Genomic DNA, 14265 nt, shown 5'->3' with positions numbered 1-14265 from the left:
GGTCCTGCTGCTCACCGCGGAGGAGGTGCCCCGGGACTGCGACTACGTGGTGGACGGCACCCTCCTCCCCTGCCCGGACTGGCGCAAGCGCCGCGATCTGTGGTCGGTCAGGCACAGACGCGCGGGCATGAACGACCCGGATCCTGGTCCGGCTCGACGGAGGGTTCATGTGGGCCTCCGACCCCTACCCGGGGTCCATGCACGACGTGGCCGCCCTGGACGCCTCCGGATTGCTGGAGGAAATGGACCCCTCCGGGTGGATCGGCGACAAGGGGTACGTGGGAAGGGGAATGATCACGCCCCATAAGAAGCCCCCCAACGGAGAACTGAGCGAAACCGAGAAGGAGGAGAACAAGAGCGTCAACAGGATCCGCCGGACCGAAAGAGCGCACCATCGCCCACATCAAATCCTGGAGAATCCTCCACACCCCCTACCGCCGACCACACCCTCAAATGCGAAGAGCCACTATCCTTCAAGACCACCCCCTGAATAACCTTCCAGGAGGGTCATCAGGGTATACACAGCCGCAGCGCTCCCGGTATACGAGCCAATTACATGCCCCCAGGAATATACTTATCCATTACCTCGCCCCCGCCCATGCCCGACCTTGAGGTAGGACGGCACCGAGACTCATTCATGAACAGCAGTACCAAAACCGGCCATGTCATCGATGCCGAAGTCCTTCCCGACCGCACCATCGGGGGCCCCGCTTACGGCTACACCGGTATCTTCACCTTCGACGACGGCATCAGGCGGCTCACTCCCGCGGCGCGGATGCGCACCGAGCGCCGGTCGGCGGCGTCGGGCCCGCGCTCGATCCGCCCGCCCCGCTCCAGCCGCCCGAGGACACCCGTCATGGTGGCAGGATGGGTGCGGGTGCGCCGGGCCGCGGGAGGCCGCGCCGGGCCGCACGGCCGGAGACCACAAGAGACGAGCGACGAGAGAGGCATGATCATGGTGCGAACGATCGAGTACCGGAGCTTCGGCGGTCCGGAGGTCCTGGAGATGGTCGAGGTCCCCGAGTCCGCACCGGGCCCCGGGCGGGTCCGGATCGCGGTGCGGGCGGCGGGCCTCAACCCGGTGGACTGGAAGATCTTCTCCGGCATGATGGGCGGCGACGCCCCGGCGGCCCCGCAGGGGGTCGGGCGCGACTACGCGGGCGTCGTCGACGCCGTCGGCGAGGGCGTCGACTCCCTCGCCGTGGGCGACGCGGTCCTGGGCACCGTCCGCTCCGTCCCCGGCCAGGGGGCCGGCCCCGGGACCCTGACCGAGCGGCTCGTCATCGCGGCGGACGAGGTCGTGCCCAAGCCCGAGGCCCTCGACTTCGTCCGGGCCGCCTCGCTCGGTGTCGTCGCCGAGACGGCCTGCGGGGCGCTGCGCGCGCTCGACGTCGCGCCCGACGACGTCCTCGTCGTCAGCGCGGCCTCGGGCGGCGTCGGCTCGATGGCGGTGCAGCTGGCCGCCCGCGCCGGCGCCGCCGTCATCGGCATCGCCGGCGAGCGCAACCTCGACTACATCCGCTCCCTGGGCGCCACCGCCGTCGTCTACGGCGAGGGCTTGGAGGAGCGCGTCCGCGCGGCGGCGCCGTCGCCGGTCACCAAGCTGCTGGACTGCCACGGCCCGCAGTACGTCGACCTGGCCCTGGAGCTCGGCCTGGACCCCGCCGCCATCGCCACGATCGTGCCCGCGCCGCCGTCGATCGCCAAGGGCGCCCGGGTCACCGGCGGGCGCGACGCCCTCCCGCGCGAGGATCTGCGCCGGACGGCCGGTCTCGTGGCCGACGGCGCCGTGCGCGCGACCGTCGCCCGCGTCCGCCCCTTCGACCTCGACGCCGTGCGCGAGGCCTACACCGAGCTGCGGGGCGGGCACGTGCGCGGCAAGCTCGTCATCGAGATGGCCTGAGCCGCGCCGGCGGGAGGAACGGCCGCCCGCCGCGTTGCGGAGTTGTGATCTCATGGGCGCATGAGTGATGCCGACCAGTCCGCCCCCGTCCCCGATTCCGAGCGTCGACTCGCCGAGGTGATCGCCGACCACTTCGTCGGCGCGCGCGTGGTGGAGGCCGACGGCGCCTGGGTCGTGGAGCTGGGGGAGGATCTGCCCGTCATCGAGTGCCGCATCGACACCCAGCAGGACCACCCGCCCTACGGCGTGTTCGTCTTCCTGTCCATCAGGGGCGGCGCGCTCGGCGGGGCCGGGGCCCTCGTGACCGCCAGCGGGTACGGGCCCAGCCCCGAGCACGCGCTCACGCTGGCCGGGTGCAACTGGGCCTGCGCCTTCGGCCCCGTCCTGCTCACCGGCATCGGCCGCCCCGAGCTCATCAACACCGAGGACCCCGACGTCGAGCTGTTCGAGACGACCCTCGACGGGCGGCGCCACCTGTTCGCGGTCGGCCACCTCGACCGGTGGAGCGACTCGGCCCGGGCGGCGGGGGCCGAGCGCCGGCGCCTGGGCGGCCCCTCGGCGCTGACGCGGGCCGTGCTGACCAGCGGGACCATCCCGTCCACGCGCTCGGACGGGGTCATCGCCCTGGGCTGCTTCCTCGCCTGCGGGCGGGCGACGTCGACCGAGGTCAAGCTCGGCACGGCCGACTGGCCGGCCGCCGCCGAGGTGCTCGAGCGCCTGGCCCCGCCGCCCGACGAGTCCGCCGGCCTGCACATGCTGCGCGAGTGGGCCATCCTGGCCCCGCTCGAGCCGGCGCCCGAACTCACCCGCGAGGGCCTCCAGCGCACCCTCGACCTCCTGCGGGCCTGCGGGGCCGACCCCGACGCCGAGGCCGGGTGGCACGGCGCCCGCCGCCACGGCATGCGCCTGGGGGAGCCCGGACCCGCGGACCCCTCCCTGCCGGCGGAGGCGAACCGGTTCATCACCCGGATCGCCGCCAGCGGGGCGGGGCCCGGCTACGGCCTGGAGCCCCGGCGCATCGACGAGCGCTGGTGGCACCTGGCCGACGCCGGCTGCGGCGCCCGGTGGCTCCTCGACCTGACCGACGGCGCCGTGTGGCTGGACTCGCGCGCCTGCGACGACGGCTTCGCCCGGGTGGCCCCCGGCCTCACGGCCTGGTACGAGGCCTGGCTGGACAACGCCATCCACGGGGGCGGCCCCTTCGCCCGCTGGGAGCACCGGGCCGACGCGGCCTACAAGATGCTCGCCCGGGCCGCCCGCGAGAACGGGGTCGACGCGCTGCCCCGCACGGTGACGCGGGTGAGGATCCACTCGCCGGAGGGCGAGCCCCTCGGCCCCTGCCACGCCTGCGAGAGGACCTACGCCCGCTTCGGGGTGCCGCCCGAGGTGTTCACCACCGCCCCGGCGCGAGACGCCCCGTCCGGTCCGGCCGCCCCGGACTCGTGAGGCGCTCCGTCCGCCCCGTCCGCCCCGGGGCGGACCCGCCTCAGAGCCTCTCCTGGCTCCACAGGACCTCGCCCCGGGCGTCGCGGATCACCACCCGGGGGTCGGCCTCCAGGTCGATCTCGACGTCGAGGTGCTCCCCGCCGTCGGCCGCGGTGGCCCGGTAGGTGTACCGGGCGTTCTCCAGGTGCAGCGACTCGGTCCGGGCGGTGACCAGCCACGGGTGGCGGCGGCGCAGGCCGATGAGCTGCTGGTGGGCGCGCAGGACGGGCGCGCCCCAGGGCGCGAGCCCGGAGGGGTCCTCCGGGTAGGCGGGGCGGACGGCGTCGTCCCCGCCGATGCGCTCCTCCTTGACGCCGGTGAAGCCCTGCTCGTCCCCGTAGTAGATCGAGGGGACGCCCCCCACCGTCATGAGGATCGCCAGGGCGGTCACGGCGCCGGCGGCGCCGACCCGGGAGGCGATGCGGGTGACGTCGTGGTTGCCGATGAAGGTCTGGGGGGTGAAGGAGTCCAGGAACGCGTTGTGGCGGGTCAGGTTCCAGTCGAGCTCGAAGAAGTTGGGGTCGGTCAGGGAGGACCAGATCGCCTTCCACAGCTCGTACTGGGTGAGCGTGTCCATGGTGGAGTCCTTGACGATCGCGGCGTAGTCGCCGTGGATGACCTCGCCGAGGAACCACGCCCGCGGGTGGTCGCGGCGCACGGCCGGCAGGACCCGGGCCCAGAAGTCGGTCGGCACCGAGTAGGCCGCGTCCAGGCGCCAGCCGTCGATGCCGCGGGCGAGCCAGTGCCGCATGACGTCGGCGGTGTAGTCGACGGCGGCCCCGCTGGAGTGGTTCAGGCGCGCCAGGTCCCCGTGCCCCTCGAACACGCGCGGGCGCGGGCCGTCCGGGGCCCGCCAGTCGATGTCGAACAGGGCGGCCGCCTCGCCGTCGGGCCCCTCGTCCAGGGCCCGGCGCAGGAGGGGGTGGTCGGCGCTGACGTGGCTGAAGACGCCGTCGAGCACGAGGCGCAGCCCGCGCTGCCGGCAGGCGGCGACGAGGTCGTCGAAGTCGGCGTCCCCTCCCAGGCGCGGGTCGATGCTCAGCTGGTCCAGGGAGTCGTAGCCGTGGCCGGCCGAGGAGAAGATCGGGCCCAGCAGGAGTCCGGAGGCGCCCAGCTCGACGGCGTAGTCCAGCCAGTTCAGCAGCCGGCGCAGCCTGGGCGCGGGGGAGCGGTCGCCGTCGCGGATGGGGGCTCCGGTGAAGCCCAGCGGGTAGACGTGCCACCAGATGGCGTGCTCGACCCAGTTCATGAGACCTCCTGATTGAATGGTGTTCACTTGTTGAATGGAGTTCACTAACGTTCGTGAATCATAGTTCACTAGCGGTACCATGTCCACATGGCGCGCACCGACTCCAGGCCCCGCCTCCGGCTCGACCCCGACGCGCGCCGCGAGGCCATCCTGCGCTCGGCCGCCGCCGCCTTCGCCGAGCGCCCCTACGCCGAGGTCACCCTCGCCGACATCGCCGAGGGGGCCCGGGCCTCGACCCCGCTCGTCTACCGCTACTTCCACGGCAAGGAGGACCTGTACGCCCAGGTCGTGCGCGAGTCCGTCGACGCGCTCATGGAGCGCCAGGCGCGCGCCATCGACGAGCTGCCCGACGGCGTGCCGGTGCGCGACCGCATCAGGATGGCCACCATCGTCTACCTGGACCACATCGCCGCCCACCCCGGGGCCTGGGCCATGCCCCTGCGCCGGCCGGGCAGTGAGCCGGCCGGCGCGGCGCGGGTGCGCGCCCGGGCCCGCAGCGACTACGTCGAGCGCCTCGGCCGCCTGCTCGGCCCCGGCGAGCAGGCGCGCCACCGCTACGCCCTGTGGGGCTACCTTGGCTTCATCGATGCCGCCTGCCTCCACTGGGTCGAGCGCGGCTGCCCCGACGAGGAGCGCTGGGGGCTCATCGACGCTGCCCTGGGGGCCCTGGAGGGCGGGTTGGGCGACTGGGCGGCCTGAGTGCGCCCCGACGGCGCCCGCCTCCGATATCCTCGAGCCGTACCGACCGACGAGGTTCAGGAGACGGACTAATGACCCAGGTGGCATGCGGGATCGACATCGGCGGATCGGGCGTCAAGGGCGCCCTGGTCGATCTCGGGACCGGTGAGTTCATCGGCGAGCGCGTGCGCATCGAGACCCCCCGACCATCCACGCCCGAGGCGGTCGCCAAGGTCTGCCGCACCATTATCGAGCGGCTCGGCGTCGCCCGGGACGTGCCCGTGGGCATCACCGTCCCCGCCCCCATCGTGCACGGCACCGCCGTCTTCATCGCCAACCTCGACAAGTCCTGGAAGGGCGTGAACGTCGACGAGCTCATGACCCGGGTCCTGGAGCGCCCGTCCCACGCGCTCAACGACGCCGACGCCGCCGGGCTGGCCGAGGTCGTCTACGGCGCCGCCAAGGGCGTGCCCGGCACCATCATCGTCACCACCCTGGGCACGGGCATCGGCTCGGCCGTCATCGTCGACGGCACCCTGGTGCCCAACACCGAGCTCGGCCACCTGGAGATCGACGGCCACGACGCCGAGTCGCGCGCCTCCTCCCGCCAGAGGGAGATCCACGACATGAGCTGGAAGAAGTGGGCCAAGCGCCTCCAGCGCTACTACGGCCACGTCGAGATGCTCTTCAGCCCGGACCTGCTCGTCGTCGGCGGAGGGGTGTCCAAGAAGCACGACAAGTTCCTGCCCCTGCTCGACCTGCGCGCGCCCATCGTGCCCGCCAAGCTGCTCAACACCGCGGGCATCGTCGGCGCCGCCTACGAGGCGGCCCGCGCCGCCGGCAAGCAGAGCGGGACGGACGCCGCCGACAAGTAGGGCGGGGCGCACGGGGCCGGGTGGTCGTGGGGCCGGCCGGGGCGGGGCGAACCGGCTCCTCGCTCCCCGGCCCGTCGCCGCGGCCCCTCAGCTCAGCGCCGCGGCGACGGCCAGGCGCAGGGAGTCGGCGAAGCGGGTCTCGCGCTCGGCGGCGCTCATGTCCCCCGAGTGGTCGAGCAGGTGGTCGGAGACCGTGAGCACCGCCAGGGCCCGCCCGCCGTACTCGGCGGCCACGGCGTACAGGGCGGCGGCCTCCATCTCGACGCACAGGGTGCCGTAGCGGGCCAGCGCCTCGGTCTGCCCCTCGGGGGTGAGGTAGAAGTGGTCGCGGGAGATGATCGGACCGGCGTGCAGGCGCCCGGTCAGGCCCGCCTCGACGCCCTCCCGCCAGGCCGCCATGGCCAGGCGGAAGTCCGCGACGGCGCAGAAGTCGACTCCCGGCACGCGCACCCGGTTCATGGCGGAGTCGGTGTGGGCGCCGGTGGCGATGACGACGTCGCCGACCGCGACATCCGGGGAGATGCCGCCGGCGGTGCCCACGCGGATGATGCGCTCGACCCCGAACCGCTCGAACAGCTCGGTGGCGTAGATGGTCAGGGAGGGCTGGCCCATGCCCGAGCCCATGACGCTCAGCGGCCTGCCCCCGTGGGTCCCGGTGAAGCCGAGCATGCCGCGCACGTCGTTGACCAGGCGGGCGTCGTCCAGGATCGCCTCGGCGATGCGCCGGGCGCGCAGGGGGTCGCCGGGCATGAGGACGGCCGGGGCGAAGTCTCCGGGCTCGGCGTTGATGTGGGGGGTGGCCATGGGGCTCCTTCGTGGGGCGGACGGGCGGGGCGGCGTCCGACGGCGGCGTCGTCGTCGGACCCGGCGAACGCCAGTGTGGCACACGACGGAACGGACCGGTGATCACATGGTGAGAGCGTGTCGCTTCGTCATATGGACGGCATTATGGTTCTCAAGTTCAGCGCCGACGCGCCACGCCCCGGGTCGATGACCGGGAGGCCGGTTCGTGCGGCCCTCCGTCTCCCAGAAGGTGCACCATGGCCTCAACCCCGGACGTCCCGGCGTCCCCCGCACCGCCCCGCGAGCAGTGGAGCGGCCAGTTCGGCTTCCTCATGGCCGCCATCGGCTCGGCCATCGGCCTGGGCAATATCTGGCGCTTCCCCGGCGTGGCCTACTCCAATGGCGGCGGCGCCTTCATCGTCCCCTACGTCATCGCCCTGCTGGCGGCCGGCATCCCCATCCTCCTGCTCGACTACGCCCTGGGCCACCGCTTCCGCGGCTCCGCCCCCGCCGTCTTCCGGCGGCTCAGCCGCCGCTTCGAGTGGCTCGGCTGGTTCCAGGTCTTCATCTGCTTCGTCATCATGACCTACTACGCGGTGGTGGTGGCCTGGTCCCTGCGCTACACGCTCTTCTCCATCAGCACCGCCTGGGGCGCCGACGCGACCGGCTTCTTCCAGCACTACATCGGGATGGACCGGCTCGGCTCCGGGGCCGGTTACTCGCCGGAGATCGTCATGGGCGTGGCCGTCCCTCTGCTCCTGGTGTGGGCCTTCGGCCTGGTGGTCACCGCCCTGGGCGTGAGCGACGGCGTGGAGCGGGCCAACAAGATCTTCCTGCCGCTGCTGGTGCTCATGTTCGCCGTCCTCGTGGTGCGCGCCCTCCTGCTGCCCGGCGCGGGCGAGGGCCTCAACGCCCTGTTCACCCCCGACTGGTCCGCGCTGCGGGACTACAAGGTGTGGATGGCCGCCCTCGGGCAGATCTTCTTCTCCCTGTCCGTGGGATTCGGCATTATGCTCACCTACTCCTCCTACCTGCGGCGGCGCCGCTCCAACCTGGTGGGCACCGGGCTGGTGGCGGGCTTCGCCAACTCCGCCTTCGAGCTGCTCGCCGGCATCGGCGTCTTCGCCACCCTGGGCTTCATGGCGGGCGCCCAGGGGGTCGGCGTGGACGAGCTGAAGAACATCACCGGGCCGCTGCTGTCCTTCGTCACCTTCCCCACCGTCATCTCGCAGATGCCCGGCGGCGCCCTGTTCGGAGTGCTCTTCTTCGCCTCCTTCACCATGGCGGGACTGACCTCCTTCATCTCCATCATCCAGGTGGTGGCCGCCGGCGTGGGGGAGAAGCTGGGCCTGGCGCCCAAGTGGGCCTCCCTCGTCGTCGGCGTTCCGGCCGCGGTCGTGTCCTTCGTCCTGTTCGCCACGACCTCGGGACTGCCGGATCTCGACGTCGTCGACGCCTTCATCAACAACATCGGCGTGGTCTCCTCGGCCATCATCATGTGCGTGGCGGTGGCCTGGATCCTGCGGCGCACCCGGCTGCTCCAGAACCACCTCAACGCGGTCTCGGAGTCGCGGATGGTGGGCGCCTGGTGGCGGGTCCTGGTCGGCGCCGTCGTCCCCGTCCTGCTGGGCTACATGTTCCTCCAGACGCTGTGGACCTATCTGTCCGAGGGGTACGACCCCGAGTCGTACTCCAGCGGCTTCGTCGCGGTCTTCGGCTGGGGGATGCTCCTGCTGGTCGCCATTGCCACCGCGGTCATGACCCTCCTGCCCTGGAGGACCCCGGTGGACGACTTCACGCCCCTGGAGCTCGAGACCGTCTCCGAGAGGGAGGACTGAAGATGACCGGGGTCGCCGTGCTCATCATGCTCATCGCCATCATCATCATCTGGGGCGGGCTGGCGGTCTCCGTCACCGCGCTCGTCTCGCGCGGGCACCGCGAGCAGGCCGAGGACCGGGCGCGCGCCAGCGCCGAGGCCCACGAGCACCTGCGCGCCGGGGCCGCGCGCGAGTGAGGCGGCCGACGCCGACGCGCCCGCGGTGCGACTGTTGCGCCGCGGGCGCGTTTGCCACACTGGTCCCATGACGGCCTCCGCCTCCGACCTGCCCGACCTGGTCGCCTTCGACCTGGACGACACCCTCGCCCCCTCCAAGACGGCGATGCCCGAGCCCATGGCCGCCGCGCTGCGGCTCCTGCTGGGCCAGGTGCCCGTGTGCATCATCTCCGGCGGCCAGATTTCCCAGTTCCGCAACCAGGTCCTCACCCACCTGGGGGCCGCGCCGGACGAGCTCGCCCGGCTCCACCTCATGCCCACCTGCGGCACCCGCTACTACACCCACGCCGACGGCCGGGGCCCGGGGACCGAGGAGTCCGAGTGGACCCTCGTGTACGCCAACGACCTCAGCCCCGACCAGGTCGCGCAGGGCTTCGCCGTCGTCGAGGAGCAGGCCCGCCGGCTGGGCCTGTGGTCCGAGCGGACCTGGGGGCCGGCCCTGGAGGACCGCGGCAGCCAGATCACCTTCTCGGCGCTCGGCCAGGAGGCCCCCATCGAGGCCAAGAGGGTCTGGGACCCCACGGGGGAGAAGCGGGCGGCCCTGCGCGACGCCGTCGCCCCCCTCCTGCCCGACCTCGAGGTGCGCGCCGGGGGGGCGACCAGCATCGACATCACCCTCAAGGGCGTCGACAAGGCCTACGGCATGAGGCGCCTGGCCGAGGTCACCGGCATCGGCCTGGAGCGCATGCTCTTCATCGGCGACCGCCTCGACCCGGAGGGCAACGACTACCCGGTCAAGGTCCTGGGCGTGCCCTGCCACGCGGTGACCGGCTGGCGGGACACGGCCGAATTCGTCACCGCCCTCGCTGGCGACCTGGCGGCCGCGAGGGGGAGGGGGAAGTGAACCCGGTGATCGCGCTGCCCAGGCGCTGGTGGGACGCGCGCAGCGTGGCCTTCCGCAAGATCACCCGCACCCTCGTCCTGCTGCTGCTCACCGGCGCCGTCTCCCTGCTCGTCGGGCTGTCGACGGCCACCGCCTCCTCGCCGGTGGGACCCCACGAGGCGGAGTGGTCGACGACCCTGAACTCGCGCCTGACCCTCGACCTGGGGCCGCTGGGGACGATCTCCCACGCCTCGCCGGCGGGCCCCTTCGGCGTCGACGTGGTCATCGGGGAGATCCCGGGGGAGTTCTCCTCCTCGCAGGTCGACACCGACTCCCTCGGCCAGGCCCTGTCGGCGGACGGCTCGTCCTACCTGACCCTCATCAGCCGCCCCGAGCTGACCATCCAGGCCGGGCTGCACTCGCTCATCGCCGACGGCCTGCGCCGGGCCGGTCTCATCGAGTCGGTCATCCTGTGCCTCGTGGCCGCCGGGCGCCTGGCCACCCGGGGGCGCCTGCGGGACACGATCCGCGACGGGCTGTCGGGCACCTGGGCCTCGCCGCTGATCGGCGTCACCGCCGTCGTCACCGTCATCGGACTGCTCGTCCCGGCGCTGCGCTCGGACACGGTGCCGGGCACGCGCCTGGACGTGCTCGCGCACACCCCCCTGGCCCAGGCGCGCCTGTCCGGCCGCGTGGCCGACGTCGTCCAGGCCTACGGAGACCAGATCGTCGGCAGGCTGGAGTCCAACCGGGCCTTCTACGCGCAGGTGGACGCGAACCTCGCGGCCGCCTGGCAGACCTCCCAGGAGGTCGGCGGCGTCGTCGACGTCACCGCCGCGTCCGGCGCGGTGGACACGGCGGCGGTGCGCGAGCAGGCGGACGCCGTGGCGGCCCGAACCGGCGCCGCCACCGCGAGTCCGTCGCCCTCGCCGGGCGCATCCCCGGGCGCGACGACGTCTCCGGGTGCGCCGACCGGGCCGGGGGCCTCGTCGAGCGCCGCTCCGGGCGCATCCCCGGGCGCGACGCCCCAGGAGTCAGCGACCCCTGCGCTGCCGACCGGCGCGCAGGCCGTCGCCGAGTACGGGCGCACCACGGCGGTGCTCACCACCGACCTGCACTGCAACCTCGACATGATCGCGCTCGCCGGGCGCCTCGACGCGCTCTCCGGCGCCCGGCTCCACCTCGACGACGGGGACCTGACCATGACCGGTTCCAGCCCCGAGCAGGTCTGCGTCGACGCCCTCACCGACGCCATCCCCTCCGGGGTGGAGCGCGTGGCCACCATCGGCAACCACGACTCCGAGGCCACTGCGCACCAGCTGCGGGCGCGGGGCTGGACCGTCACCGACGGCACCGTGCAGAGCGCCGCCGGCCTGCGCATCCTGGGCGACGTCGACGCCGACCGCAGCCCCGCGGGCGGCACCTACCAGCGCGGGTCGGAGAACTCAGCGCAGATCGGCGCCCGCCTGGCGCGCACCAGCTGCAAGGCCGGGGCCGACGTGGACGTCGTCCTCATCCACCAGCCCTACACCTTCGGGCCCCTCGTCTCCGAGGGCTGCGCCCCGCTGCTCCTGGCCGGGCACCTCCACCAGGAGAAGGGCATGAGCGTGTCGCGGGGCGGGAACACCACCGTCACCCAGCTCATCAGCGGCGCCGGCAAGGGCGGGACCTCGATCGGGCCGGTGACCCAGGACGCCTACCTCCACGTCCTGTCCTTCGACGAGAACGGGGCCCTGCGCGGGTGGCGCGCCGTCGTCGTCCATCCCGACGCCTCCGTCACCGTCGGGGCCTGGAACGGCGTGCCCGAGCCCGGATCCGCCCCGGTGGGCGCCTCGCGGGACGCGCTCGAGGCCACAACGGCGCCGTCGGACGACTAGGGCACAATAGCGGGTGCGCCGCGCGGCAGGCCGCGTCCCCGAAGTGAGGAGAACCCAGATGGCCCCAGTGCCCACCGAGGCCGAGATCGACGCCATGAGCGAGGAGGAGCTCGAGGCCTACCTCGCCCAGGCGCCGGACGACCCGCTCGAGGAGTGGGCCGACGATGCGGGGGGCGCGGCGTCGGACGACGACGGGGCCCGGCCCGGGTGGCTGCGCGCCACCGGTTCCTCGCGCGCCTACGCCTGGCTGCTCGTCGTCGCCGGCCTCATCGGCATCGGCGCCTCCTGGGAGCTCATGGCCAGCGAGCTGTCGCTGCTGAGGAACCCGCAGGCCGACCTCGTCTGCGACGTCAACCCCCTCGTGTCCTGCGGCGCCTCGCTCGACGTGTGGCAGGGCAACCTCCTGGGCGTGCCCAACTCCTTCATCGGGGCCATGGCCTTCGCCGTCCTGCTGGCCGTGGGGGCGCTGCTCGCCTCCGGCGGGCGCCTGCCGCGCTGGATGTGGTGGGGGCTCGTGGCGGGCTGCGCCGGCGGCCTGGGCTTCGTCGCCTGGTTCCTCTTCGTGTCCGTGACCGTCCTCGGCAAGCTGTGCCCCTACTGCATGATCATCTGGGCCGTGACCATCCCGGTGGCCGCCGCCACCGCCGGCGAGGCGGCCCTGCGCGGGCACCTCGGCCTGCCGCGGCCCGCGGCCAGGGGCCTGTCGGCGGCCCGCTGGTGGATCGCCGGGGCGATGTACGCGATGGTCCTGGCGGTGGTCCTCATCGCCTTCTGGGACGGATGGGTCGCCCTCCTGCGATGAGCGGACGCGACGGGGGAGGCGCGATGAGCCGGGCGTCCGCGACGGGCGAGGCGCACGACGTCGACTCGACCGTCGCCCAGGACTATCTCAAGGCCGTGTGGGCCGCCTGCGAGTGGGGCGGTGCGGGCGCCTCGATCACCGGGCTGGCCCGGCGCATGGGGGTGGCGGCCTCGACGGCGTCGGAGAACGTGGCCCGCCTGGTCGAGGCCGGGCTGCTGGAGCACGAGCCCTACCGGGCCGTGACCCTCTCCGAGGAGGGCCGGCGCCGGGCCATGGGGATGATCCGGCGCCACCGCATCCTGGAGACCTACCTCGTGACCCGGCTCGGCTTCGAGTGGGACGAGGTGCACGCCGAGGCCGAGGTCCTGGAGCACGCCGTCTCCGAGCGGCTGCTCGCCGCCCTGGACGCCGCCCTGGGCCATCCCGTGCGCGACCCGCACGGGGACCCCATCCCGGCCGTCGACGGGCGGATCGTCCAGCCGGCCCTGCGCAGCATCGACACCGTGGGGGTGGGACGCACGGTCGTCGTGGGCCGGATCCGCGACGAGTCGGCCCTCCTGCGCGACCTCAGGCGCGCCGGCATCGGCCTGGACACGCCCGTGAGGGTCGTGTCACGGGACAGTGGGCCGGCCTCCGGCGCCTCGCGGTCCCGGCGCACGACGACGGTGCGGGCGGTGAGCCCGGAGGGCGCGGCGGGCGCGGAGGGTCTGCCGGGCTCGGCGGGCGCGGCGGGACTGCCGATGGGTGCGCCGGGCACGACGCGCTCACTGCCGGGCGCGTCGGATACGGCCGAGGTCGTCGTGCCGGCGGGCACGCTGTGGGTGCTGGTCTGAGCGGGCCGCGGTCCGCCGCGGGTCATATCCCGCGAGAACGTCTGGTAACCCGCGAGATCGCCAGGCAACGTTTACTGCGCCTCTTCATCCTCTGCTTCGCTCCTTTTCCTCGTGCAGTGGAGGGTGAAGTGGCGTAGTAATGGGGGAGCGGCGCAGTAGACGCCCCGGCGCTCCTAAGCCTTGACCGGATCTATGTCACGCCAAAAGGCTTGACCTGGACTCGCCCCGGGATTATCCTGAGGAAGACCGTGCTGTATCTCGATGCGCATGCGCACATCAGGATGTTGTAGGACGGATGCGACGGGTTCTGGAGCGGGTTCTTGGTCGCCGCAAGGAGGATGGTTATTTGCGAATGAGTCCAGGTGTCTCGGGAATAATCCTCCCGGCGCTCAGGTTGCCCGATAGAGGTCTTATTCGGGTCCGCCGGACTGGTCGGGGACCGTGCTTGTTTTGGTCGGGTGAGGGGGTTGCGTCGGGTCCGACCGCGACCGGGGCTTTCTCGGCGCGGTCGGACCGACTGATGCTGGAGGTGCTGATGTGGCTAGTGGGGCGGGATAGCGAACAGGGCGTCATGTTGCACGTTTGCAGTAAGGCGTTTCAGCACCGACTTTTCGGCATGACTTCGTCAGAAGTTGGCGCGCGGAGGGCTCTGGGGGCCGTCGGTGGCGCTTGGCGTGATTCCGCCACTATGTGCTACTCTGGGCTTGGTGCTGGCCGGTTCGGAGGGGTGCTCCCGGGGCCGGTGGCGCTCCGGGCCCTCGAAGTGGCGTCATACCGCCGCTCCCGAGGGCAGGGGTCAGGGAGCACCACGCACCTGTAGGTGCATTGAGACCATCCAGGTTCAGTGCTTGCGAGTGAAGCGGACTGGTCAGGGAGCACCACGCACCTGTAGGTGCATTGAGAC

14 protein-coding genes are annotated in these 14265 nt (G+C 72.7%); 11 read left to right on the top strand and 3 right to left on the bottom strand.

Annotated features, from left to right (window positions below; genetic code table 11):
* Positions 1–140 precede the first annotated feature (140 nt).
* Positions 141–494 (top strand): transposase family protein, encoded by a 354-nt coding sequence (locus tag G446_RS19520; protein ID WP_342664163.1) that lies wholly within the window; start codon positions 141–143, stop codon positions 492–494.
* Between the two features lie 223 nt (positions 495–717).
* On the opposite strand, the gene G446_RS19515 is transcribed toward G446_RS19520, so the two are convergent.
* Positions 718–858 (bottom strand): winged helix DNA-binding protein, encoded by a 141-nt coding sequence (locus G446_RS19515; protein WP_211228306.1) that lies wholly within the window; start codon positions 856–858, stop codon positions 718–720.
* A gap of 97 nt (positions 859–955) precedes the next feature.
* Here G446_RS19515 and G446_RS0112645 point away from each other — a divergent pair, with 97 nt between their 5' ends.
* A complete protein-coding gene (locus G446_RS0112645; RefSeq protein WP_026410415.1) occupies positions 956–1903 on the top strand; it encodes an NADP-dependent oxidoreductase in 948 nt (315 codons plus the stop codon).
* 60 nt (positions 1904–1963) lie between these two features.
* Positions 1964–3349, top strand: coding sequence for a hypothetical protein (locus G446_RS0112640; RefSeq protein WP_026410414.1), 1386 nt, complete (start codon positions 1964–1966; stop codon positions 3347–3349).
* A 40-nt stretch (positions 3350–3389) separates the two neighbouring features.
* Here the strand turns inward: G446_RS0112640 and G446_RS0112635 are convergent, their stop codons facing one another.
* Positions 3390–4637, bottom strand: coding sequence for an alpha-amylase family protein (locus G446_RS0112635; RefSeq protein WP_026410413.1), 1248 nt, complete (start codon positions 4635–4637; stop codon positions 3390–3392).
* Positions 4638–4724: 87 nt separating this feature from the next.
* On the opposite strand from G446_RS0112635, the gene G446_RS0112630 reads away from it, so the two are divergent.
* Positions 4725–5336, top strand: a complete 612-nt coding sequence (locus tag G446_RS0112630) for a TetR/AcrR family transcriptional regulator (RefSeq protein WP_026410412.1) — start codon at positions 4725–4727, stop codon at positions 5334–5336.
* Between the two features lie 71 nt (positions 5337–5407).
* The gene (gene ppgK, locus G446_RS17885) at positions 5408–6190 is read left to right on the top strand and encodes a polyphosphate--glucose phosphotransferase (protein ID WP_051285999.1); all 783 of its coding nucleotides are present in this window, start codon (positions 5408–5410) and stop codon (positions 6188–6190) included.
* An 87-nt stretch (positions 6191–6277) separates the two neighbouring features.
* On the opposite strand, the gene deoD is transcribed toward ppgK, so the two are convergent.
* The gene (gene deoD / locus G446_RS0112620; RefSeq protein ID WP_026410411.1) at positions 6278–6994 is read right to left on the bottom strand and encodes a purine-nucleoside phosphorylase; all 717 of its coding nucleotides are present in this window, start codon (positions 6992–6994) and stop codon (positions 6278–6280) included.
* A 236-nt stretch (positions 6995–7230) separates the two neighbouring features.
* Between deoD and G446_RS0112615 the strand changes: the two genes are divergently transcribed.
* The 6 genes from G446_RS0112615 (at position 7231) to G446_RS17875 (ending at position 13361) form a co-directional block, all read left to right on the top strand.
* Positions 7231–8811, top strand: coding sequence for a sodium-dependent transporter (locus tag G446_RS0112615; protein ID WP_026410410.1), 1581 nt, complete (start codon positions 7231–7233; stop codon positions 8809–8811).
* A gap of 2 nt (positions 8812–8813) precedes the next feature.
* Complete coding sequence (locus G446_RS19510) at positions 8814–8987, top strand: methionine/alanine import family NSS transporter small subunit (protein WP_084779241.1); 174 nt, start codon at positions 8814–8816, stop codon at positions 8985–8987.
* Between the two features lie 67 nt (positions 8988–9054).
* Entirely contained in the window at positions 9055–9870 is an 816-nt protein-coding gene (locus tag G446_RS0112605) for an HAD hydrolase family protein (RefSeq protein WP_034470550.1), read from the top strand.
* Positions 9867–11726 carry a metallophosphoesterase family protein gene (locus G446_RS17880; protein ID WP_211228305.1) on the top strand — a complete coding sequence of 620 codons (1860 nt, stop codon included), beginning with the start codon at positions 9867–9869 and terminating at the stop codon, positions 11724–11726. Before G446_RS0112605 ends, G446_RS17880 begins: the two co-directional genes overlap by 4 nt.
* A 58-nt stretch (positions 11727–11784) precedes the next feature.
* A complete protein-coding gene (locus G446_RS0112595; RefSeq protein ID WP_026410408.1) occupies positions 11785–12528 on the top strand; it encodes a vitamin K epoxide reductase family protein in 744 nt (247 codons plus the stop codon).
* Positions 12529–12551: 23 nt separating this feature from the next.
* On the top strand, positions 12552–13361 hold the full coding sequence (locus G446_RS17875; RefSeq protein ID WP_156916672.1) for a metal-dependent transcriptional regulator: 810 nt from the start codon (positions 12552–12554) through the stop codon (positions 13359–13361).
* Positions 13362–14265 lie beyond the last annotated feature (904 nt).

Origin of the sequence: Actinomyces dentalis DSM 19115 (assembly GCF_000429225.1) — a bacterium.
Lineage (GTDB): Bacteria > Actinomycetota > Actinomycetes > Actinomycetales > Actinomycetaceae > Actinomyces > Actinomyces dentalis.
Note: the sequence above shows the minus strand (reverse complement) of the source record. Positions and strands in the feature narration are given on the sequence as shown.

Coding starts and splice junctions, on each gene's coding strand:
- G446_RS17875 (WP_156916672.1), top strand. CDS start 12,552: ATGAGCCGGGCGTCCGCGACGGGCGAGGCGCACGACGTCGACTCGACC.
- deoD (WP_026410411.1), bottom strand. CDS start 6,994: ATGGCCACCCCCCACATCAACGCCGAGCCCGGAGACTTCGCCCCGGCC.
- G446_RS0112595 (WP_026410408.1), top strand. CDS start 11,785: ATGGCCCCAGTGCCCACCGAGGCCGAGATCGACGCCATGAGCGAGGAG.
- G446_RS0112615 (WP_026410410.1), top strand. CDS start 7,231: ATGGCCTCAACCCCGGACGTCCCGGCGTCCCCCGCACCGCCCCGCGAG.
- G446_RS0112605 (WP_034470550.1), top strand. CDS start 9,055: ATGACGGCCTCCGCCTCCGACCTGCCCGACCTGGTCGCCTTCGACCTG.
- G446_RS19510 (WP_084779241.1), top strand. CDS start 8,814: ATGACCGGGGTCGCCGTGCTCATCATGCTCATCGCCATCATCATCATC.
- G446_RS0112630 (WP_026410412.1), top strand. CDS start 4,725: ATGGCGCGCACCGACTCCAGGCCCCGCCTCCGGCTCGACCCCGACGCG.
- G446_RS0112635 (WP_026410413.1), bottom strand. CDS start 4,637: ATGAACTGGGTCGAGCACGCCATCTGGTGGCACGTCTACCCGCTGGGC.
- ppgK (WP_051285999.1), top strand. CDS start 5,408: ATGACCCAGGTGGCATGCGGGATCGACATCGGCGGATCGGGCGTCAAG.
- G446_RS0112640 (WP_026410414.1), top strand. CDS start 1,964: ATGAGTGATGCCGACCAGTCCGCCCCCGTCCCCGATTCCGAGCGTCGA.
- G446_RS0112645 (WP_026410415.1), top strand. CDS start 956: ATGGTGCGAACGATCGAGTACCGGAGCTTCGGCGGTCCGGAGGTCCTG.
- G446_RS19515 (WP_211228306.1), bottom strand. CDS start 858: ATGACGGGTGTCCTCGGGCGGCTGGAGCGGGGCGGGCGGATCGAGCGC.